The organism is Enterobacter sp. PP-008-ECC_S150 (genome assembly GCF_045257065.1).
GTDB classification, from domain to species: domain Bacteria; phylum Pseudomonadota; class Gammaproteobacteria; order Enterobacterales; family Enterobacteriaceae; genus Enterobacter; species Enterobacter chengduensis.
Genome location: NZ_JBJHHG010000017.1, coordinates 85,387 through 107,346, shown reverse-complemented (window position 1 = coordinate 107,346; position 21,960 = coordinate 85,387). Strand labels below are relative to the sequence as shown.

General features: G+C 53.4%; 21 protein-coding genes. 6 read left to right on the top strand and 15 right to left on the bottom strand.

Going from position 1 to position 21,960, the window contains the following annotated elements:
- Positions 1–60: 60 nt before the first annotated feature.
- From ACJBF3_RS18400 to rfaQ, 4 genes are read right to left on the bottom strand one after another with little or no spacing between them, the layout of a single operon-like run.
- A complete protein-coding gene (locus tag ACJBF3_RS18400; RefSeq protein ID WP_045328585.1) occupies positions 61–1,050 on the bottom strand; it encodes a glycosyltransferase in 990 nt (329 codons plus the stop codon).
- An 11-nt stretch (positions 1,051–1,061) separates the two neighbouring features.
- Positions 1,062–2,162 carry a glycosyltransferase gene (locus ACJBF3_RS18395; protein ID WP_045328583.1) on the bottom strand — a complete coding sequence of 367 codons (1,101 nt, stop codon included), beginning with the start codon at positions 2,160–2,162 and terminating at the stop codon, positions 1,062–1,064.
- Between the two features lie 2 nt (positions 2,163–2,164).
- Positions 2,165–3,292 carry a glycosyltransferase family 4 protein gene (locus ACJBF3_RS18390; RefSeq protein WP_045328582.1) on the bottom strand — a complete coding sequence of 376 codons (1,128 nt, stop codon included), beginning with the start codon at positions 3,290–3,292 and terminating at the stop codon, positions 2,165–2,167.
- Positions 3,289–4,359: a putative lipopolysaccharide heptosyltransferase III gene (gene rfaQ / locus ACJBF3_RS18385; protein ID WP_072265591.1), complete on the bottom strand. Its 1,071-nt coding sequence runs from the start codon at positions 4,357–4,359 to the stop codon at positions 3,289–3,291. The genes ACJBF3_RS18390 and rfaQ overlap by 4 nt, the downstream gene beginning before the upstream one ends.
- Positions 4,360–4,509: 150 nt before the next feature.
- On the opposite strand from rfaQ, the gene ACJBF3_RS18380 reads away from it, so the two are divergent.
- The gene (locus tag ACJBF3_RS18380; RefSeq protein ID WP_045328580.1) at positions 4,510–5,472 is read left to right on the top strand and encodes a polysaccharide deacetylase family protein; all 963 of its coding nucleotides are present in this window, start codon (positions 4,510–4,512) and stop codon (positions 5,470–5,472) included.
- A 15-nt stretch (positions 5,473–5,487) separates the two neighbouring features.
- Here ACJBF3_RS18380 and ACJBF3_RS18375 read toward each other — a convergent pair whose 3' ends face one another.
- The 6 genes from ACJBF3_RS18375 to rfaD are packed head-to-tail and all read right to left on the bottom strand — an operon-like array spanning position 5,488 to position 11,605.
- Positions 5,488–6,651: an O-antigen ligase gene (locus ACJBF3_RS18375; RefSeq protein ID WP_045328578.1), complete on the bottom strand. Its 1,164-nt coding sequence runs from the start codon at positions 6,649–6,651 to the stop codon at positions 5,488–5,490.
- Positions 6,638–7,495, bottom strand: a complete 858-nt coding sequence (locus ACJBF3_RS18370) for a sugar glycosyltransferase (RefSeq protein WP_223239948.1) — start codon at positions 7,493–7,495, stop codon at positions 6,638–6,640. The genes ACJBF3_RS18375 and ACJBF3_RS18370 overlap by 14 nt, the downstream gene beginning before the upstream one ends.
- 49 nt (positions 7,496–7,544) lie before the next feature.
- Complete coding sequence (locus ACJBF3_RS18365) at positions 7,545–8,633, bottom strand: glycosyltransferase family 9 protein (RefSeq protein WP_045328574.1); 1,089 nt, start codon at positions 8,631–8,633, stop codon at positions 7,545–7,547.
- Between the two features lie 3 nt (positions 8,634–8,636).
- On the bottom strand, positions 8,637–9,620 hold the full coding sequence (gene rfaC / locus ACJBF3_RS18360; protein ID WP_045328572.1) for a lipopolysaccharide heptosyltransferase RfaC: 984 nt from the start codon (positions 9,618–9,620) through the stop codon (positions 8,637–8,639).
- Positions 9,621–9,623: 3 nt separating this feature from the next.
- Positions 9,624–10,670, bottom strand: a complete 1,047-nt coding sequence (gene rfaF / locus ACJBF3_RS18355) for an ADP-heptose--LPS heptosyltransferase RfaF (RefSeq protein ID WP_045328571.1) — start codon at positions 10,668–10,670, stop codon at positions 9,624–9,626.
- A 2-nt stretch (positions 10,671–10,672) separates the two neighbouring features.
- Complete coding sequence (gene rfaD, locus ACJBF3_RS18350) at positions 10,673–11,605, bottom strand: ADP-glyceromanno-heptose 6-epimerase (RefSeq protein WP_008502707.1); 933 nt, start codon at positions 11,603–11,605, stop codon at positions 10,673–10,675.
- 215 nt (positions 11,606–11,820) lie between these two features.
- Between rfaD and kbl the strand changes: the two genes are divergently transcribed.
- Positions 11,821–13,017 carry a glycine C-acetyltransferase gene (gene kbl, locus ACJBF3_RS18345; RefSeq protein WP_032644420.1) on the top strand — a complete coding sequence of 399 codons (1,197 nt, stop codon included), beginning with the start codon at positions 11,821–11,823 and terminating at the stop codon, positions 13,015–13,017.
- A 9-nt stretch (positions 13,018–13,026) separates the two neighbouring features.
- On the top strand, positions 13,027–14,055 hold the full coding sequence (tdh, locus tag ACJBF3_RS18340; RefSeq protein WP_032650737.1) for an L-threonine 3-dehydrogenase: 1,029 nt from the start codon (positions 13,027–13,029) through the stop codon (positions 14,053–14,055).
- A 28-nt stretch (positions 14,056–14,083) separates the two neighbouring features.
- On the opposite strand, the gene ACJBF3_RS18335 is transcribed toward tdh, so the two are convergent.
- Positions 14,084–14,998: a hypothetical protein gene (locus ACJBF3_RS18335; RefSeq protein WP_045328569.1), complete on the bottom strand. Its 915-nt coding sequence runs from the start codon at positions 14,996–14,998 to the stop codon at positions 14,084–14,086.
- Positions 14,999–15,013: 15 nt separating this feature from the next.
- Positions 15,014–16,219: a glycosyltransferase gene (locus ACJBF3_RS18330; protein WP_045328568.1), complete on the bottom strand. Its 1,206-nt coding sequence runs from the start codon at positions 16,217–16,219 to the stop codon at positions 15,014–15,016.
- Between the two features lie 204 nt (positions 16,220–16,423).
- On the opposite strand from ACJBF3_RS18330, the gene ACJBF3_RS18325 reads away from it, so the two are divergent.
- Positions 16,424–17,224, top strand: a complete 801-nt coding sequence (locus ACJBF3_RS18325) for a glycosyltransferase family 2 protein (RefSeq protein ID WP_045328566.1) — start codon at positions 16,424–16,426, stop codon at positions 17,222–17,224.
- A gap of 3 nt (positions 17,225–17,227) precedes the next feature.
- On the opposite strand, the gene ACJBF3_RS18320 is transcribed toward ACJBF3_RS18325, so the two are convergent.
- The 3 genes from ACJBF3_RS18320 to gpmM are packed head-to-tail and all read right to left on the bottom strand — an operon-like array spanning position 17,228 to position 21,001.
- On the bottom strand, positions 17,228–18,160 hold the full coding sequence (locus ACJBF3_RS18320; RefSeq protein WP_045328564.1) for a divergent polysaccharide deacetylase family protein: 933 nt from the start codon (positions 18,158–18,160) through the stop codon (positions 17,228–17,230).
- A gap of 3 nt (positions 18,161–18,163) precedes the next feature.
- The gene (gene envC, locus ACJBF3_RS18315) at positions 18,164–19,447 is read right to left on the bottom strand and encodes a murein hydrolase activator EnvC (RefSeq protein WP_045328562.1); all 1,284 of its coding nucleotides are present in this window, start codon (positions 19,445–19,447) and stop codon (positions 18,164–18,166) included.
- Positions 19,448–19,456: 9 nt separating this feature from the next.
- Entirely contained in the window at positions 19,457–21,001 is a 1,545-nt protein-coding gene (gene gpmM, locus ACJBF3_RS18310; protein WP_045328560.1) for a 2,3-bisphosphoglycerate-independent phosphoglycerate mutase, read from the bottom strand.
- A 246-nt stretch (positions 21,002–21,247) separates the two neighbouring features.
- Here gpmM and ACJBF3_RS18305 point away from each other — a divergent pair, with 246 nt between their 5' ends.
- Both ACJBF3_RS18305 and grxC read left to right on the top strand, forming a co-directional pair.
- Positions 21,248–21,679, top strand: a complete 432-nt coding sequence (locus tag ACJBF3_RS18305) for a rhodanese-like domain-containing protein (RefSeq protein ID WP_023309913.1) — start codon at positions 21,248–21,250, stop codon at positions 21,677–21,679.
- Between the two features lie 11 nt (positions 21,680–21,690).
- The gene (gene grxC, locus ACJBF3_RS18300; RefSeq protein ID WP_045328557.1) at positions 21,691–21,942 is read left to right on the top strand and encodes a glutaredoxin 3; all 252 of its coding nucleotides are present in this window, start codon (positions 21,691–21,693) and stop codon (positions 21,940–21,942) included.
- Positions 21,943–21,960: the final 18 nt, after the last annotated feature.

Sequence of the window (21,960 nt, the reverse complement as noted above, 5' to 3'; positions counted from 1 at the left end):
ATCCGTTTTTTTAGTTTCGGCGGGCAAATTCTAAGCATTTAGGCCAGGTAAAGCTATCTCTTATGCCAGATACCGTTTCAGACGGAAATAACGCCGACCCAGCCGCCAGCGCAAACGCGGACTTTTAGCACTTTTCCAGATGAGCTTCCAGATGCCTGTTTCGAAGAACTCTTTGATAATCATCGATTTCTTCTTTTCATCCTTCATGTTATCGAAGGTATGAATAATGCCCAGCCCCTCTTTGGCAATTTGCCAGTGGCAGGCAGGGATCCCTTTCACCTTATCCGGGTAGCGCTGATTGATGGCATCGAGCATCTGCAGGATTTTCATGTAGTGACGCGCGGAGCGAATCAGCGTGTCGTCATTGTCCGGCATATGGGACACCGATGCAGAGTGAATGTAGTAGTCGTAATAACGTTCACTGGTGTACTGAACCCGCTCAGCCGCGAGCAGGACTTCGGTGGTCCATGGAATATCCTGATGGCGCAGACCGGGTTCGAAACGGAAACCATTCTGACGGATGAAGTCATGGCGATAGATGTTCAGCCAGGTCACGTGAAGGAATTTACGCGAATCCAGCGCCATTTTTAACCACGCAGGGCCAGCCATGACCCCTGTCGAAGCCAGCTTGTCTTCAGGGAAGATCGGGCGTGAAGGTTTCTTGTTATTCTCCCAGACGTAGTTGCCGTTACAGGTGGCGACATCCAGATCCTGCGTGACGGCCATATCCAGCAGGCGCTGGTACATGCCGGGTTTAAAGACATCATCAATATCCGGGAAAGAGAGATATTGACCCGTCGCAGCGGCCAGGCCGGTATTACGCGCGATGGAGACGCCCTGGTTTTGCTGTTCGATAACCTGCAGCTGTGGCAATTTTTCACGCCAGCGTTCGACGATCTCCATCGAGCGGTCGGTAGAGCCATCATTGACGATGATGACTTCCATGCTGTCGATGCGCTGATTCACAAGGCAGGTAAAGAACTGATCAAGGAAAGCTTCACCGTTATAAACGGCAACCACCACGCTTAACAATGGGGCTGAATTTTGCATAAGAAACCTGATTATTTTTGATTGTCGACCAGAGCAATATATTGCTGGCAAATGGCATTGATACCGAACGACGCGATGGTTTCACCGCCCACGACCGGCGGGGCGGTATAAATATCCGCCAGCGTTTTTGCCAGTGATTCGTCGCTTAACTCTGCCAGCCCGCGCGCCAGGTCTCCGGTAAGGATTTCGGCGGGGCCGCCCGGGCAATTTGTACTGACCGGTGGCGTCTGGCAGATAATGGCTTCAACCAGCACATTACCAAAACCTTCGCAGTCAGAACTTAACACTAAAAGGCGTGCCCCTTTAATCCACGGATAGGGGTTGGAATCGAACGGGCGGAAAACCGTTTTGTTTTCAATACCCAGCTCGACAGCCAGACGCTTAAGTTTTTGAATTTGAGCGTCGGATCCGTTGCCCATCATGACCAGCGTTGTGTCAATTTTACTCAGGGCAAACGCACGCAAAAGGCGGTCGTGGCGCTTGTGCTCATGGAAGCGGCCAACGTGAATAATGTAATCCTTTCCCTGCATTTCAAAGGGCGCGTCCGCCAGACGCTGAATTTCAGGAATATCAAAAGGATTATGGATAACCGCTTTGCGCCGAAGAGTAAGCGCCAGCGTCTCGGAAAGATCGTTCAACACGGCGCCTGAGACGGCGACAACGTTGCGGTTTTCGTAGGTATGACGAATTTTAAGGTGTTTAAACCAGCGTGAAAGCCCGCTGCGATGGCGAAGATAGGAGAACGAGAACATGCCATGCACGCAGAACCAGACTTTGTCGCGTTCCAGCACGCGGCTGTGCGCCACAATGCGGTCTGTTTTATGCAGGTGAGAGAACACCACGTCAAATTTGCCGCTGCGCTCGGCCCGCTCAATTGCCCGATCCAGCTGCTGGGCACGGCGTGGGATCTCCGTCAGCTTCCGCCACGGTTTTTTACATGTGTCCTGGACAACCTGATAATCGATGCCTTCCGGGATGGCGTAGTCGCACACTTTCCGCAGAGAGAATAGAGAGACCTGATGCCCCATTTCTATTAACCCACGGGAGAGTGTAAGAACCGTTTTTTCAGCTCCTCCACCGGGTAAACCATCAATAATCATTAGGATGCGCATTTTTAATCCAGTAATTTTTGATAAAGCGAAATAAGCTGACTTGATAGTTTTTCGGGAGTGGCGTCATTAACACGTTCCCGTGCCGCGCGTCCCATATCGTTATTTTTTTCCAGAGAAGGAATGGCGGATATCGCTTCCTTCAATGTGTTGGTATCAAGCGCGTCACAATAAAATCCGTTCTGGCCTTGCTGAATAAATTCGGCTCCACCGCAACTCTCTGAAGTAATGACGGGCAAGCCGCAGGCCATCGCTTCAAGAATGACGTTAGGAAAGGGATCATACAGCGTTGGCAACAGTAAACCATCGGATAGCTGATAAAAAGGTAGCGTTTCTTTTTGCATCCCCAGAAAACGGATTTGCCCCTCGCAGCCAAGTGAACGGGCAAGGTCGCGATAACGGCTTTCTGCTTTATCCTGTCCAACCACAATCAGCCAGGCCGCTGTTCCAGCGATAGCGCGTATGGCGCTCGCCAGACCTTTTCGTTCAAACCCTGAGCCGACAAAACAGAACACCACGGCATCGGCTGGCAAGCCAAACTGCTGACGCAGCGCGGCGCGCTGTGCTTCACGGGCCGGAACGAAGCGGCTGGAATCAATTGAATTATAAATCACATGTATTTTATTCGCGTCAATATCAAAATCTTCGATTATTTCGCGTTTGATCATCTCCGCGTTACAGATAACCGCTTTGAGTTCAGGCGCCTGGTACATTTCTCGTTCGGCATGCATCACGTAGCGGTGATAGCGATCAACCATCAGCATCTTTGCACGCCACGCGGGTAGAATGCGCGCGCGCTGCAATAGCCAGCGGCGATGCACCCCATCCCCTGCGCGATAGATGTCGCAGCCCGGGATGCGCTCGTGGCTTTGCACAATATCAAACTGCTGTTGCTGCCACAGCGCTCGTGCGGCATGGGCAAAACCACGCTCGCGGCTGATACGGCCCCACTTATGCGGATCGCAAATGTGGATATGCCAGTCGTCTTGCTTCTCTCCCTGCCACTCACGCGTGATGACGTTGAGTTCTAAATTTTGGTTGCTCAACGCGGTAAGGGCGCGCGAAACGAAGCGTTCCGCGCCGCCATCAGGGCGATATTTTTGGCGAACTATCGCCAGACGATGGTGTTTCATGACAGATATCTCTTTGCAGCGGAGACGACAGCATCCACGGGAATGGCGTCGAGATAGCGTTCTTTCGTTTTGGTATCAATGGCGTCCGGATCGGGGAGCGGGCCGTAGTCGCCAGCCCAGATGACCTGGCCGTTGACCTGCCATGGAGACCAGAACGTCAGTTTGGAAGGGCCAAACAGCGCCACGCAGGGCGTCTGCAGCGCGGCAGCCATATGCATCGGCACGGAGTCCACGCCAATAAACAGCGAGGCATGATCGATAAGCGATGCCAGCTGGCGCAGCGTTAGCTGACCCGCCAGAGAGACGACGCCGCTCTTTGGCGACGCGGCGAGAATACGATCGACCATCGCCAGCTCTTTTTTGTCCGGCCCCGCGGTGAGCACAACCGTATGCCCATCCTGCTGCAATGCAGTAATGGTTTGCGCCATTTTGTCTTCATCCCAGCATTTAAAGAACCAGCGTGACGTCGGCTGAATCACGATGTAGCGCTCGCCCACTCCCGTTTGCGTCAGCCTTTGACGGGCATAATCCCAGTCTTCTGCGGTGTAGGCCATGGTGACGGCAGGCTGCGGCGCGACCGGTAATGGAGAAAGAATGGAGAGGTTTTGCTCAACGGTGTGCAGGGACTGGTGATTCGCAACGGAGACTAATTCACTGTGACAAAAACGCCAGAATGCGTTGTTGCGTTTGTTAAAGGCGAATCCGAGGCGAACCGGCGCGCCGGTGAAGCGGGTGACAATCGCGCTACGCCACTGATCCGCAAGGTTAATCACCAGATGATAATGTTGCTTCCTTAACGCCCGCAGCAGCTGCCACTCTTTTTGAAGATGCTTCAGCGTGCCCAACTGCTTCCATTTACGGTCGATGCCATAAATTGTCCCGATCGCCGGATGCGCGGCGAGCATATCGCGCGTTTCTTCATACAGCAGGACGTCAATCTGCGCCTGCGGCCACTTTTGCCGTAATGAATCAATGACGGGAGTGGTCAGCAACATGTCGCCATGATGGCGGAGTTTGATCAGTAAAATGCGCAAATCAGGCGTGTCAGGTAAGTTATTCATCATCATCTTATCGGCGTTGTACTGATGGCAATTCTAATAGACCTGGTAACGACTTGCACTCTTTCTCCATAATCTCAGGAATTTCCCTGGAAGGGTTTACTCATGCTTTGGAGAGTGCGTAACATAGCGCTAACTTTCCTGTCTTGCGGACTCATTATGAACAAACCAGCGTTTATCATCACGATTGATACTGAAGGCGATAATCTCTGGCAGAACCACCGCGTCATTAAAACGGAAAACGCGCGCTATCTGGCGCGGTTCCAGGCGCTGTGTGAGCGTTTCGGCTTTAAGCCCGTATGGCTGACAAATTATGAGATGGCAATAGAGCCCGTTTTTATCGCATTCGCCAGAGACGTGATTGCCCGCGGTCAGGGGGAAGTGGGGATGCATCTCCACGCATGGAATAGCCCACCGGAGCACGATCTCACGGGAGACGACTGGCGCTGGCAGCCTTACCTGATTGAATTTTCGGATGAGGTGATGCGTGAGAAAGTGCTGTTTATGACCCGCCTGCTTGAAGAGACCTTCCAGACCAAAATGTTAAGCCACCGTGCGGGTCGTTGGGCATTTGATAGCCGCTACGCCAGGTTACTGATTGAGCTGGGCTATCAGGTTGATTGTTCCGTTACGCCGCGCGTGAACTGGCGCAACGCAAAGGGGGCGCCGCAAGGGCATGGCGGAACGAATTATCAGCATTTTCCGGATCACGCCTACTTTATTGATGTTGACGATATCTCCCGTGCAGGCAATAGCCCATTACTCGAAGTGCCGATGAGCATTCAGTATAAACACCCGGCCTGGCTGAACACGGTTAAGCAGGGCTACGATCGCCTGCGCGGCAAATACCGCTCACCCTCTGTTAACTGGCTAAGACCATCCGGTGGCAATGCGGCGCAAATGATTCAGGTCGCACAGCAATCCCTGTCTCAGGGAAGCGAGTACGTGGAGTTTATGCTTCATTCGTCAGAATTTATGCCCGGGGGAAGCCCCACGTTTAAAGATGAGGCGGCGATCGAAGGGCTGTATCAGGATCTGGAAACGCTTTTTAGCTGGCTATCCGATAAGACGGTGGGGATGACGCTGGCGGAGTTTTATTCCCAAAAAAATAGCGCCGAATAATCGGCGCTGTAAGATTTATTTTTGCAGCAATGTTTTTACGGGTGTGCTGAAAATAATGGCTAAAGGTAGCCAGAACAGTACCCAATATTCCCGTGGGTTGCTGATAATAAACATACCCTGGGTGATATAGAACATCAGCGCGAAGACAATCACAGCAATCTCCGCCTTATGATCGGCGGCCAGGTGGCGAAGAGACTGTCTGGCGGCGTATAAAATCATACCCGCGAGTAGCAGAAGCCCTACAATCCCCCCCTTAAGGAAGGTCGCTAAATAGAGGCTATGCGTCGTGGATATCGTCTGGCCATAGCCGTTAATGAACTGAAGCTCCTTGTTGAAGCCCCATCCGAAAATGGCTTTCTGTTTGGCGACTTCAATCGCGTGTTGCCAGATACCAACCCGGACGGCACTTGCGCGAGATGCCTCTTCTGCCCTATTTATAAATATCTCGACCGAGCCGCTAAAATACAGCGCAAGACCTATTAATAACAATATAGTAACTGAACCTAGTAGCAGCTTAACATTCAACGTTGGTTTACAGAGAAACGCCACCGTGGAGGCGACCACCAGTGAAAGAACGGGGCCGCGGCTTTGAGTTAAAATTAAGCAGGTCAGCAATATCGGAACTGGAAGATAAAACCAGACGTTACGTGTTTCTCGCACCAGAATCGCACTTAATAAAATTCCTAATCCCATGTAACCACCGAGGTCAATCACGTTATCAGGTGCGTATGGGAATGCATATGACAGCCTGTTTAAAAAAATATTCGCTTTATCCACATAAATCAGGGTGAGTATGGCGAGCGTGACAATACCTGCATAAGCTGCGCCAATGACGAATTTTTTCTTTCCCTGCAATTCACTCTGACGATAAAGACATATGAAAATAAATAAATAAAATGAATGCGTTAAAGCAGAGCTAAGCTGAGATGACTCTGCCCAAAGACTAGATAGTGAAAAATAGATTAAGAAGGCACCCGTAATTCCCAATGCAGGAAGAAAAGTGCGGTCGCTGATAAATCGTACCCTGACCTCATTTTGGACAAGAGTGGCAATGATAAATAGGGCGAGTGCAATATGAAAGAAGATATTTACCCGAGAAACCCCGCAAAAAATCATGCTTAAAAATACAAATAGCATAAAAGGATAGAACAGAATGCGTTGAAAATTAATTGAAAACATCAGTAAAATCCTTTCTTTGAAAAACTAGGTCAGGTATAGCGCTCTGGGGTGATAGATTGATAACAGTGATGTTATCTTTTTTCAATATATTACTTGCCAGTGTGAGGGCGGGGAGCACAATATTATTTACCTTGTCGCCCAGGAATGAAGGCAACATGGTGTTTGAATTTTCATAGAACCGTGGTTGATTGAAATTATTCATATCAAGACCCGCAATGTATATTTTATTGAACCCCAGAAAATAGATTATCTGGAGCGCCCAATACATTACGGTACCTGCATCTACCACACCGCGCCTCACATCACAACTAAAGGCAATATTGGCATGTGTATCGGAAAAAATAATTCCTGGCACATCCGCCAATGCCTGGTGTAAATCAGTCCGCTTGATAGAGGGTTTATAGGTCTTATAACAAATATCTTCTATAATGCATATTTTGCATTGGATATTTTCATAAGAAAAACGATTTATTAGCTTCACGATCCCCATTACGGTCGTAAATAAAACAACATCTTTGCTGCCAATGACCTGTTTCAAAATAGCAGTCTGGCGGTCGATGAAAGTCATATCGACCACAAAGTAAAGGCTAAAATGCAGTTTTTTATTCAGATGCCACGCACCGTTAACAGCTGCAGTAACTACGCTGGATGATAGCTTATCAAAATTGATTTGTTTGATTGAGGGGCCGCTTGCAGCTATAAGAATTTCACCCTCAAACCGATCCTGAAGCGAGGTAAGCGTAGTGAGGCTGATGGTTTTCCCTTTATATTTTAAATCGCAAATCTCCCCGGTTTCATTGCGGGATAATTTAATAAAGGGCCACAAGTTTTCGTTGTGGCGCATATTTCGCTTATGCGTATATCGGTAGAGTTGCTTGGTTAGAGAGCCCATTTTACGCCTCGGGTAATGCTTTTTTATTTATTGACGTCAATAAACTCACTATGTTATCCATATCAGCCTCGCTGATTCCAAAAAGTTTTTCTTTTGGTTGGCTGAAATAATAACGCGTTTCAAAAACGTAGGAGTTAATATTTTCATCATTACCAATTAACAGAACGTTACCGAGAGGGCGTTGTTCATAATGGCAGCAAGGTCCAAATAACATAACGATCGGCACCCCAACTGCATCGGCAATGTAGATATTCCCCGAATCTGACGCGATATAACAATCCATTTTAGAAATGGCCCACGGAAGTTCTTCAAGCGAGATTTTGCCGATCAGATTGATAAAGTTGGGCAGTTCGCCGTAAGCGCGGGTGATGTCGTCCATCCACGATTGTTCATTGGGGGCGCCAAAGACATAAAATTCGCAGGGCAGGTCGGCGAGACGATCGGCAATTTGCTTCCAGATGACCGGCGGAACGGTTTTCGCTTTATTCCCTGCGGCAACGCTGATGCCGATGCGGATCACGCCGGGTTTATCGAGGATTGCCGGATAGGTCGCGGGTTTGAAAAGTGGCTTTGTCGCGTGCTTTGGCGCGTCTTTCCAGGTCAGCGTACGGTCGGCAAGCTTAAGATAGTTTGTAACCGACAGCGTCTTTCTACCGTGTTCAACGGTACCGTCTGCCGTTGCATAGAAAATCCCGTGATACCACCTGCGGGTGTAGGTGCTTAAAAATTGTTTGTTTTTGGCATTACACGCGGAGGCGAAAAAGAGGTTCACGCTGTTAGGCTGAAGAAGATAGACATTGTCATAGCGGTTCATGATCCGGCAGGCAAAAACCAGCTTTCGCCACAGGTTACGCTTATGCTGCTCGATAAAAAATATCTCGTCGATCGTCTCATCGTGCTTCGCCAGCGCACCTACGCCACGACTGACGAGCACGTCGCTTTTTTGCAGGTATGCCAGAAGGGGCGTTGCATTAACAAAATCGCCAATTTTAGCTGTCTGAATGACCAGGTTTTTACCTGTCTCTTTACGAAACAGCTTCCGGATAAGCTTCACCGGAAAGAGTAAAATCAGCAGAAATACGTAACTCATGCGTTAGATATCCCTGTTGGAAAGCCAACGGCTGCCCTGTAAAAATGAAAAAATCGCATCTGCGCTGATATCCTTTGTTTGCTGGGTGGGGCTGACCATCTGATGCTGGTTTTTACCGTAACCCCCGATCAATCCAGGATCGGTCGGACCAAAAATCGTAATATTCGGGCGATCCAGCGCCGCGGTCAAATGGCTTAGGCCCGTATCAACGGAAACAACAGCATTTGCCCCCGCCAGCTGTGCTGCAACCTGCGCCAGCGTGAGTTTTGGCAAGACCTCGACGCGTGAAAAGCCAGACGCCAGACGCTCTGCACGCTGCCGCTCATGCTCTGCGCCCCACGGGAGTTTAATATGGATGCCGGTGGGTTGCATTAGTTCAATCAGGCTTCGCCAGTGCGTTTCCGGCCAGTGTTTATCGTCGCGCGTTGTGGCATGCAGGAAGACAAGATAAGGCTGAGCACAGGGATCTGTATTACGCAAAAAGTGCTGCGCAATGGCGTAGTCGCCCTGGGCTTCAGGTTTCGCATAGCCCAGGCTTTTTGCAAACAGCTCGCGGGTACGTTCGACGGCATGCTGTTGCTTAGCGATGTGGTGGCGGCGGTTATAGAACAGGCTCGCCAGCGGTTCGCGGGCGGTGTGCCAGTCCATGCCGTGCTTTACGCCATGTGCCAGACGCGTCACCAGCGCCGCGCTTTTCACCAGCCCCTGGGCGTCGATGATAGCGTCGTAATGCTGTGCCTGCACCGCCTCACGAAAGGCTTTGCGTTCGGCTTTAACCGGCGCGGAGAACCACGCTTTGCGCCAGCGGCGAATCGCTACCGGTATCACGCGGTCAACCGCTTCATGCCAGGTGGGAATTTGCGCGAAGCCTTCCTCCACCACCCAGTCAAAACGAATGCCGGGAATGGCCCGCATGGCGTCCGTCAGCGACGGCAGCGTATGCAGAACATCGCCCATTGAAGAGGTTTTAACGATCAGTACCCGCATTCGTTATCCTTCTTCGCTCAACAGCAGTTCGTTAAGCTCTTCGAGCACGCGCGCGGGCGTAATGTCGATCAGGCTCTGATGATAACCTTCTGCGGCATCGCCTTTGCGCACCTTGTGGTAGCCGGTGATCAGGCGAATGACGCGGGCTTTATGCGAAAGCGGCGGCGTGAAGTCCGGGCTGCTTGGGCCATACAGCGCGACCAGAGGGCGGTTGAGCGCAGCAGCGACGTGCATCAGACCTGAATCGTTGGAGACCACGGCCTTACAGGCAGCAATCAGAATCACCGCCTGTTCAAGCTGCGTTTCTCCCGCCAGGTTCCGGCACCAGGCCTGCTGTTCATTGCTGAGCGTCGCGAGGATTTCGTTGCCGGCCTCGTGGTCTTTTGCCGAGCCGAACAGGACAATCTGGTAGCCTTCGTCAATCAGCTGTTTTGCCAGCTCCGCATAGTGATAGTGCGGCCAGCGTTTTGCCGGACCGAACTCGGCGCCGGGGCAGAAGCCAATCAACGGGCGTTCAGACGAAAGGCCAAACGCGCTGCAGGTCTGGGATTTTTCACCGTCGTTAACCTGAAGCTGCGGCCAGAGCAGCGGCTGCGGCAGGTCTTTCGCACTGCGCATCACGCCTTTGTCGTAGGCCAGCGCCACATAGCGCTCCACCATTAATGGCCAGGCCGCTTTATCCAGCACCCGCGCATCGTTCAGCAGTCCGTAGCGCATTTCACCGCGCCAGCCGGTGCGGTGTGGGATGCCCGCAAAGAAGGGCACCAGGGCAGATTTAAAGGAGTTTGGCAGAACGTACGCGCGATCGTAGCGCTTCTCGCGCAGGCTATGGCCGAGCTTGCGGCGCTCGCCGATTTCCAGCGCCCCGTGGCCGAGCGGCATCGGGATGGCTTCATTCACTTCCGGCATACGCGATAACAGCGGACGGCACCACGCGGGTGCCATCACGTCGATTATCGCCTGGGGATAACGCGCCTTGAGCGTGCGATAGAGACTTTGCGACATCATCATGTCGCCCACCCATGACGGGCCGATCACCAGAATTTTCATACTTACGCGTCGCGGTTCAGCCAGGCCATATATTCCGTTACCCCTTCGGCAACGGTCTTGAAAGGCTTGTCGTAGCCTGCGGCGCGCAGGTTGGTCAGGTCGGCCTGGGTGAACGCCTGATAGCGGCCTTTCAGCTTGTCAGGGAACGGGATGTACTCGATGCTGCCTTTTTTATGATACGCCAGCGTCGCGTCAGCCACCGCCTGGAAGGATTCCGCACGGCCGGTACCGAGGTTAAAGATGCCGGATACGCCGTTTTCCCAGAACCACAGGTTGACGGCCGCCACGTCGCCCACGTAGACGAAATCGCGCTTAAAGCCGTCGCTGCCTTCGAACAGTTTCGGGCTTTCGCCGTTGTTCAGCTGTGTGTTGAGATGGAACGCCACGCTTGCCATGCTGCCCTTATGGCCTTCGCGCGGTCCGTAGACGTTGAAGTAACGGAAGCCGACGATCTGGGAGTTCGCTTCTGGCAGAACCTGACGCACGTACTCGTCGAACAGGAATTTAGAATAACCGTAGACGTTCAGCGGCTGCTCATATTCGCGGGACTCAATGAAGTCCGAGGTGCGGCCGCCGTAGGTTGCCGCGGAAGAGGCGTACAGGAACGGAATTTCACGCTCCAGGCAGTAGTGCAGGATCTCTTTAGAGTACTGATAGTTGTTGTCCATCATGTACTTGCCGTCCCACTCGGTAGTGGAAGAACACGCCCCTTCGTGGAAGATGGCTTCGATCTCGCCAAACTCTTCGCCTGCCATAATCTGGATAAGGAAATCTTCTTTATCCATGTAGTCAGCGATGTTCAGATCCACCAGGTTGACGAACTTGGTGCCGTCTTTCAGGTTGTCAACCACCAGGATGTCGGTGATGCCTTTGTCATTGAGAGCCTTAACAATATTGCTGCCGATAAAGCCCGCGCCGCCGGTAACGATGATCATAACGGTAACCTTTGAAGTGTGGAGCCCGGGCACAATCCCGGACGCTAATGTTTCTATCATATCATCACAATGCCCTGTCTTCAGCCATTCACCGACATAGCGCAAGGGTACGCGTGATTTATGCTGCAAAAACGAGAAGAGATGACGCGTCATCTCGTCATGAACTATAGGTTTGGGTAATATGTCCCGAAATTTGCCGAGTCTGGAGAATTGCAATGCGTGGTGATTTTTATAAACAGTTAAACAGCGACCTCGAGACCGCACGTGCGGAAGGGTTGTTCAAGGAAGAGCGTATTATCACGTCTGCTCAGCAGGCGGACATCACCGTTGCCGACGGCAGCCATGTGATCAACTTTTGTGCGAACAACTATTTAGGTCTGGCGAATCACCCTGAGCTGATTGCCGCTGCAAAAAACGGCATGGATACCCACGGCTTCGGCATGGCCTCCGTACGCTTTATCTGCGGCACGCAGGACAGCCACAAACAGCTTGAGCAAAAGCTGGCGAGCTTCCTCGGAATGGAAGACGCGATTCTCTACTCCTCCTGCTTCGACGCCAACGGCGGTCTGTTTGAGACCCTGCTCGGCGCAGAAGATGCGATTATCTCCGACGCCCTGAACCACGCCTCCATCATCGACGGCGTGCGCCTGTGTAAAGCGAAGCGATTCCGCTACGCCAACAACGATATGGTCGAGCTGGAAGCACGCCTGAAAGAGGCCCGTGAAGCCGGTGCTCGTCACGTGCTGATCGCCACCGACGGCGTGTTCTCCATGGACGGCGTGATCGCCAACCTGAAGGGCGTGTGTGACCTGGCGGATAAATACGACGCGCTGGTGATGGTCGATGACTCTCACGCCGTGGGCTTTGTCGGCGAAAACGGCCGTGGCTCGCATGAATACTGCGACGTAATGGGCCGCGTGGACATCATCACCGGTACGCTGGGCAAAGCGCTCGGCGGCGCGTCCGGCGGCTATACCGCCGCGCGTAAAGAGGTGGTTGAGTGGCTGCGCCAGCGCTCCCGTCCGTACCTGTTCTCCAACTCTCTGGCACCGGCGATTGTTGCCGCCTCTATTAAGGTGCTGGAGATGGTGGAGTCCGGTGCTGAGCTGCGCGACCGTCTCTGGTCCAACGCCCGCCTGTTCCGTGAAAAAATGAGCGCCGCAGGGTTCACCCTGGCCGGTGCCGACCATGCCATCATTCCGGTGATGCTGGGCGATGCGGTCGTGGCACAGCAATTTGCCCGCGAGCTGCAGAAAGAAGGGATTTACGTCACCGGGTTCTTCTTCCCGGTGGTGCCAAAAGGTCAGGCGCGTATCCGCACCCAGATGTCTGCGGCGCACACGCCTGAACAAATTGAACGTGCGGTGGAAGCCTTCACCCGCATCGGTAAACAGCTGGGCGTCATTGCCTGAGGACGTGTGATGAAAGCGTTATCCAAACTGAAAGCGGAAGAAGGGATTTGGATGACCGACGTGCCGGAGCCGGAAGTCGGTCATAACGATCTGCTGATCAAAATTCGTAAAACGGCTATCTGCGGTACTGACGTTCACATCTACAACTGGGACCAGTGGTCGCAGAAAACCATTCCTGTCCCGATGGTTGTCGGTCACGAATATGTCGGTGAAGTGGTGGGTATCGGCCAGGAAGTGAAAGGCTTCAAAATCGGCGACCGCGTCTCCGGTGAAGGCCATATTACCTGCGGCCACTGTCGTAACTGCCGCGGCGGGCGTACGCACCTGTGTCGTAATACCATCGGCGTGGGCGTAAACCGTCCGGGCTGCTTCGCGGAATATCTGGTGATCCCGGCCTTTAACGCCTTCAAAATCCCGGACAATATCTCTGACGATCTTGCCTCCATCTTTGACCCGTTCGGTAACGCGGTACACACGGCGCTCTCCTTCGATCTGGTGGGTGAAGACGTGCTGGTTTCCGGTGCGGGCCCAATTGGCATCATGGCGGCGGCCGTGGCGAAGCACGTGGGCGCGCGTAACGTCGTGATCACTGACGTGAACGAATACCGTCTGTCGCTGGCGCGCAAAATGGGCGTCACCCGCGCGGTGGACGTATCGAAAGAGAGCCTGACCGACGTGATGGAAGAGCTGGGCATGACCGAAGGCTTTGACGTGGGGCTGGAGATGTCCGGCGCGCCACCGGCGTTCCGCACCATGCTCGATACCATGAATCACGGTGGCCGTATCGCGATGCTGGGTATTCCGCCGTCAGATATGTCTATCGACTGGAACAAAGTCATCTTCAAGGGGCTGTTCATCAAGGGCATCTATGGCCGCGAAATGTTCGAAACCTGGTACAAGATGGCGGCGCTGATCCAGTCCGGTCTGGATCTGTCCCCGATCATTACTCACCGTTTCTCCATTGATGAGTTCCAGCAGGGCTTTGACGCGATGCGTTCTGGCCAGTCAGGGAAAGTGATCCTGAGCTGGGATAAATAAGAATAAAGGGGCCTGTGGCCCCTTTTTTTTACTGATTCTTTTTCTCTTCGTCCGTCAGGTAACGCACCTTGCGGGTGTAGTCCTGACCTTTGAACAACAGTTTGTTATCCGGCGATTCAAGATACTTCTGCCATTCGGAAAGAGGGAAACCGCCGTGCGCGCCGATCACCTCTTTCGGGACCACGGCTTCCTGCCCGCCAATCTTCTTGGAGACCGGCCAGTTCATCCAGTCGCCCAGATTCACCGTTTTTAAATCCAGCATATCCAGCAGCGCGGCGAGCGGCAGCTGATCGGTTGGCGGCTGCGTGTCGTCCATCAGTTCCCAGGTATCCTGGAACAGCGTCAGCCACAGCGGGCAGATACGGCGCCAGGTCTTTTTGGTTGCCGCAAGAAACGCGCCGTTAACGTGATCGACCAGATACGGACGTACCGTCTCTTTGTAATAGGCCGGCACTTTCTCCGCTGGCGCACCGTCCAGCTTGGCAATCATTTTTCCCTGACGGAAGCTGGAGTAGATGTGCATATCGGCCATCTCGATCTCGGGCATCTTGAGCAGGTTGAGATCGGAATCAACCATCAGGATGCCTTCACCGCGTGCCTGCAGCGGGGCGTTAAGCTTCACCAGACGGCTAAGGTAGATCTGCTTATAGCGGTAACCTTCTTCACGCACCGGAAGATTAAGCGTCACTACGCGGGTTTTAGGCGGCAGTACCCCAAAGGCGGATTCGGGCTGATCGCTGACGATGACGATTTCGCTCACTGCGGTGGCATAACGTTCCGCGAAGGTGGCAGAGAGTAATGCTTCTTCGACGAAATCTGCGCCGGTACACGGGATCACAATCGAATCTACCGCAGCACGTGAGCCCGTTACGGGCAGAGCGCTATAGGGAATGTTGTGTCGCCCGGTGATATGACGATAGCGAGCATTAAGAAATTTAAACATAGTTATCTCGTTTGGTTAGTGCGCGCCAAGCACGGCTTCGACACCGCTGACATAGTTTTCGATGGCATAGGTCTGACAGACGTTCTGGTGTGCAGCCGCAGCCAGTCTGGCCCGCAGCGCCGCGTCTGCCCAGATATTGTCCAGATGCTGTGCCAGCTGTGACACATCGCTCCAGGGGAAGAGTAGCCCGGTCGAATCATGGTCAATCAACTCCGCCGTGCCGGTCACCTGAGACCCAATCACAGGGATATTGAGCAGCATCGCTTCCAGCACCACGCGCGGCAGCCCTTCGCTTTTTGAGGCGAGGATAAAGGCGTCAAACGTCGCGAGGTAATCAAACGGGGTATTCTGAAAACCGGTGAAGATGACGCGGGATTCAATGCCCAGCGCTCGGGCCTGTTCCGCTAAAGCGCGGCGTTCGGCACCTTCGCCGACCAGCACCATTTTCCATTTCGCCTGCGGATGCTTCTGGCTGAACTGTGCCAGCGCCTCCAGGGTGTGGTGGTTTGCTTTGCGGGGAATTAACGACCCGATACTGCCGAACACAAACGTGTCGTCACCGATGTTAAGGCGCTGGCGCATCGCGCGTCGGTCAGGCAATGGCTGGTGGATGTCGATGGCGTTATGAACCGTCGTGCACAGTTCGGGCCGGACGCCATGCTGAAGCAAAACGCGCTCAACGCCATGCGAGACGGCGATGATTTTTGCGGCATGGGCATTCACCAGGTTCACCACCGGCGGAGTCAAAACAGGCTCGATGCGGCAGTGCTGAATCAACCGCGCCTGCAGTTTTGCCGCCGCGAGATAGCCTTCCTCATTTGAGCCCGGTTGATTATTCATATAGAGCGTATCGAAACCGCCCTGCATGAAAAGGGCTGCGATTTTGCTGACGTTAGGCCTGATGCGCCACATCATATCCACACGACGCGTCAATGCCTTGCGGGCGCTGCGTGAGAAAAACAGCAGGCTACGTCCCGCTTCCTTTAACAATTTGGCCCAAACCGGCTGCTGACGTTGAGGGATCACGATGAGCGGAATGCCGATGCCGTTGAGCACCTGGCCGATTGTTTCCCCTTCCGCACGACTATAATCACTGTAAAAACAACAGGTAATGTCGAATTTATCGCGATTGATTCGCTTCAGGAGTTCCAGCATACTGTTGGTGCCTCCCCCCCATTCTTTACCCGTATCCAGGAGGAGAATTTTACGTTTGTGCGGCATGTCTGAATCCGTGTGCTACCCTTCATCTGACTGCATTATAAAGAATCTGTTGAAATAAAATAGATTTTTGTCTGTTTCTGTGTTTCAGCAACAGAAAAAACTTCAAGCGTGCTTATTTGAAAAGTGTGATTCTGGACTTAATCGTTTCTACTCATTTATATAGTATTAATAAAATTAATTTAGGCTGCTATTGAGAGTGGGAAAATGTTTAAAATAACGGTCTGCTTATTAACGTTTAATTCTGAAAGATTATTGCACGATGTTATCCCGCCTCTTTTAAAAATAGCGGATGAGATCGTCGTTGTTGATTCAGGCAGTACGGACAAAACACGATATATTTGTGAGAGCTTTGGACTGCTGCCCGTTTATAAAGAGTTTGGCTGGCATGGCGAACAGATGAACTATGCCATATCCTTAGCCAGCAATGACTGGGTGTTGTGCATCGACAGCGACGAAATTCTTGACCAGGAAACGGTGAATGCCATTTTAACGTTAAAAGCCGGTGATGAGCCCGACTCCGGCACGGCATGGCGAATATGCCGCCACTGGTTTGTTCTGGGTGAAGAAGTCCGTACCCTTTATCCCATTTCCTCTCCCGATTTCCCCGTGCGTCTTTTTAACCGTAAACAATCTCGCTTTAATAACAGGCCGGTAGACGATAAGGTCGAAGGTTTTCTCCGCTCTGAACGTATTCCGGGTTACGTAAAACACGATACATTTCCCACCCTGCATGAGCTTTTTAATAAATTGAATGGTTATACCACCCGCCTGGTGCAATATCACAATATACGCCCCTCTATCGGACGCGGCGTAATCAGCGCCATCGGCGCTTTTTTCAAATGGTATCTGTTTAGCGGTGCCTGGCGTCAGGGCAAGGTGGGGATGGCAACAGGACTGTATGCCACCGCCTATAGCTTTTTGAAGTATTTCAAATCCTGGTATCGGCACCAGGAGAAAAAAGAGCCCGTTGCTAACGAGCAGACGGACTCTCAGATTGCAAAATAATCGTCAGGCTTTCTTACCCCATCCCTGCCACTGATGCTGGAAATATTGCACCAGCGTACTCTGGCTCACGCTTTCGCCAATCACAGAGAAGAAGCGGGTCGCATAGACCGGTTCAAGCGGCTGCTTCGGTGCACAGCGCTTCACGCCGCGGAACGGATTACGTGGCGTAGTCGGTGCGGGCTGCGCAGAATTCGGCGTAGAGGTATCGACCTGCGGCTCGTTCAGCAGATCGCTCGGACGCACCAGCGTGATGTCGGCAGGCAAGGTCGGCAGCATCTGCTGCAGGACGCGAACGGTAGACGGGTGCGGGTGACCGATGGCAATGGCTGAGCCATTACGACGGGCCAGCTGTACCGCGCGATTAAACTGAACGCGGATTTCGGCTTCGTTCTGGGTATCGTCCAGAAACACCTTGCGCTTAATCACCTTGACGCCCGTTCCCTGAGCGGCACGCATCGCCTGGCTATTGCCGATGGTCATGCTGTCGAGGAAGTAGAGGTTGTAACGCTCCAGCGCCTGCATCACTTTCAGCATCCCGTACAGGCTGGACGTCATCGCGCTGCCCATGTGGTTGTTCAGGCCCACGGCATACGGCACTTTGTTGTATGCGTCGCGGATGATGCGCTCGATCTCCTCGCTGCTCATATCCGGGCGCAGGGTGTCTTTTTCCAGCGACTGCTTGCTGAGCGGCGCCATAGGCAGGTGGATCAGCACCTGATGCCCGCTGTTGTGGGCTTTGGTCGCCATCTCACGCGCGTGAGGGGCATTCGGAAGGACGGCGACAGAGATGGCCGACGGCATCGCCAGCACCTGATTTTCATAATGTGGACGATAACCGAAGTCATCAATCACGATGGCGAGTTTACCTGCATATACCGGTGCAGCCAGCGCCAGCGCGCTGACGACGGAGAAAACGAATCGACGAAATTGAAGCAAAACTTATCTTCCCAACCACGGCTGTGGATTGACCGCCTGACCCTGACGACGAATTTCGAAATAGAGTGACGGGCGGCCCTGACCGCCACTGCTGCCCACAAGGGCGATGGGTTGGCCTGCTCGCACCTGCGTGCCGACGCTGACCAGCGCGCTCTGGTTGTAGCCGTAAAGGCTCATGTCGCCTTTACCGTGTTCGACCACCACGACCAGCCCGTAACCCTGCAGCCAGTCGGCCAGAATCACGCGGCCATCGGCAATGGCTTTCACTTCGCTACCTTCAGACGCACCGATAACGATCCCTTTCCAACGTAGCTCACCCTGCAGCTGTTCGCCATAGCGATGCAGAATTGAACCACGAACGGGCCAGAAGGCCTGACCGCGAGGCGAGCCCAAACCACCGGTACGCGACATCAGGGAACGTTCGCTCTCGCTTGGCTTGTAGGTTGTCCCTTTGCGGGACGCTTCCTGCTGCTTGTCGCGAACGGCCTGCGCCTCGCGAGCCTCTTTTTCGGCGCGCGCTTTCGCCGCGGCTTCCGCACGGGCGATGCTGTTACGCAGTTTGGATTCGTTGGCGCGCATTTCGCTCAGCTGACTCTGGCCTTCCTGAATGGAGGATTCAAGGCCGGAAAGGGTTTTCTTACGCTCGTTCCGGGCCTGCTCAAGCTTCGCCTGCTGGGCCTGCTGATCGTAAAGCAACGTCTGCTGCTGGCTCTGCTTCTCTTCCAGCTCGGCTTTTTGCGTGGAGACCTCTTCGCGCGTCTGCTTCAGCTGCGCGATCGTCTCCTGACGTGCCTGGTTGAGGTAGCCAAAGTAGGCCTGCAGGCGCTGGCCGCGCTGGCTCTCTTCGCCGCTGAGGATCAGCTGGAGTCCGGTATGTTCACCCTGGCGGAATGCGGCATCAAGCTGAGCGGCAAGATTGCGCTCCTGCGCATCACGCTGGCGCTCCAGTTTGGCTATCGACGCGTTCATTTCGTCGATCTGCTTATTCAACTGGGCGAGGGTGTTTTGCGTTTCACGAAGTTTTCGCGTGGCGGCGGAGATCGCCTCTTCCTGCTGCTTAAGCTGGGCGAGCAGGGTGGCGCGCTGCTGTTGCTGCTGGCGTACCGCGCGCTCTTTGGCGGCGATATCGGCCTGAATGGATTTTAGCTGGTCGCGGTCATCCGCGTGGGCGGATGCGGCGCACAGCAATACGCCAGCGCTGAGCGCGCTGGCGTAAAACAGAGGTCTGACTGATAACCTAAGCGGCTTCACGACCCATGTGACTGAAAAAATCGCCTTTCCCCTCATGGGGAGCGATTATTCCACGATGAACAGCGGCTTACCAGTCATCTCTTCAGGGATCGGCATCCCCATTAGCGACAGCATGGTTGGCGCGATGTCAGAAAGCTTGCCGCCTTCCACTGCTTTCAGGGATTTATCACCCACATAGATCAGCGGAACAGGCAGGTTGGTGTGGGCGGTGTGCGCCTGGCCGGTCGCCGGGTCGCGCATCTGTTCAGCGTTACCGTGATCGGCGGTGATCAGCAGCTGGCCGCCAACGGATTCTACCGCTTTCGCCACCTGTTCAACGCAGTGGTCCAGCGCTTCAACCGCTTTCACCGCCGCTTCCATCACCCCGGTATGACCGACCATATCGCCGTTCGGGTAGTTACAGATGATGGTGTCGTACTTGCCGCTCTCGATGGCCGCAACCAGTTTTTCCGTCAGCTCGGCAGAGCTCATTTCTGGCTGCAGATCGTAGGTGGCGACTTTCGGGGAGTTGATCAGAATGCGGTCTTCGCCTTTGAACGGCTCTTCAACGCCGCCGTTAAAGAAGAAGGTCACGTGCGCGTATTTTTCCGTTTCGGAAATACGCAGCTGCGTTTTGTCGTTCTTCGCCATCCACTCGCCGAAGGTATTGGCCAGCGAGGCGGGTGGGTACGCGCATGGCGCTTTGATGTCTGCCGCGTATTCGGTCAGCTGGATGAAGTCGAGGTTTACCACTTTCTTACGGGCAAAACCGTCGAAGTCGCTGTTGACGAACGCACGGGTAATTTCACGCGCGCGGTCAGCGCGGAAGTTCATGAAGATCAGCGCGTCGCCATCTTCCATGGCGGCATCGGCCTGGCCTTCAGCGCGAATCACGGAGGCTTTCACGAATTCGTCGTTTTCATCACGCGCATAAGCCGCTTCCAGCGCTTCAACGGCGGTCGCGAACTGGAATTCACCTTTTGCCAGGGTCAACAGGTCATAGGCCTGTTCAACGCGATCCCAGCGGTTGTCACGGTCCATGGCGTAGTAACGACCAATGATGGAGGCGACGCGGCCTTTACCCAGCGCGGCGAATTTCTCTTCGAAGGCTTGCAGAGAGCCTTTTGCGCTGCGCGGTGGCGTATCGCGACCGTCCAGGAAGGCGTGCAGATAGATTTTTTCCGCACCGCGCTCGGCGGCCAGTTCAACCATCGCCATGATGTGATCTTCGTGGCTGTGGACGCCGCCAGCAGAGAGCAGGCCCATAATGTGAACGGCATTGCCAGCGGCAACGGCTTTATCAACCGCGCCAGTCAGCGTCGGGTTGGAGAAGAAGGTGCGTTCTTTGATTTCAACGTCCAGACGCGTCAGGTCCTGATACACGATACGCCCGGCGCCCAGGTTAACGTGACCGACTTCGGAGTTGCCCATCTGGCGATCCGGCAGGCCCACTTCCAGGCCAGACGCGTCAATCAGCGTATGCGGACGTTTCGCCCACAGCGCATCCATGACGGGAGTTTTGGCGTTGAAAATAGCGTTATCCTGGCTGTCTTCACGGTAGCCATAGCCATCCAGAATCACCAGTACCATAGGTTTTTTAGAAACCGACATTGCGACAACCTCATGCTCAAGAGTCAAAATTTGCGTAATTTTACTACAGCTGAATCGATCAAATAGCCGCAGAAGATCAAAGAAAGCGCGGAGGAAAAGTGGCGACCAGACCATTTTGAGGCATTTTTTTAGGTGGCATGCCGCAGAAAATGGATTAGGTTAAGGTCGCTGGCTGTATTTGCCACAACGCACAGGTATACTCCTGTCCTGGTTTTTTTATCACTTAGTCGGGAGTAGTTACCCTCCATGCAAGAAATTATGCAATTCGTTAGCCGCCATCCGGTTCTGAGCATCGCGTGGATTGGCCTGCTGGCTGCTGTGCTGTTCACCACATTTAAGAGCCTGACGTCTAAGATTAAGGTTATCACCCGTGGTGAAGCGACGCGTCTGATTAACAAAGAAGATGCCGTCGTGGTCGATCTGCGTCAGCGTGACGATTTCCGTAAAGGCCACATTGCGGGCGCAATCAACCTGCTGCCAGCGGAAATCAAAGCGAACAACGTCGGTGAGCTTGAAAAACACAAAGCCCAGCCGATTATCGTTGTGGATGCGACCGGTATGCAGGCACAGGAATCTGCCAGCGCGCTGCATAAAGCAGGCTTCGAAAACGTAACGGTGCTGAAAGAAGGTATTTCCGGCTGGAGCGGGGAAAATCTTCCTTTGGTGCGCGGTAAATAAGGAGTTCAGTCATGGCCCATATTGAGATCTATACCAAAGCGACGTGCCCGTTCTGCCATCGTGCGAAAGCGCTGCTGAACAGCAAAGGCGTCACGTTCCAGGAACTGCCGATCGACGGTGACGCCGTCAAACGCGAAGAGATGATTCAACGTAGTGGCCGCACGACGGTCCCACAGATTTTTATTGATGCGCAGCACATTGGCGGCTGTGATGACTTGTATGCGCTCGACGCCCGTGGTGGACTCGATCCGCTGCTGAGCTAAGAGACTTTAGGACAATTA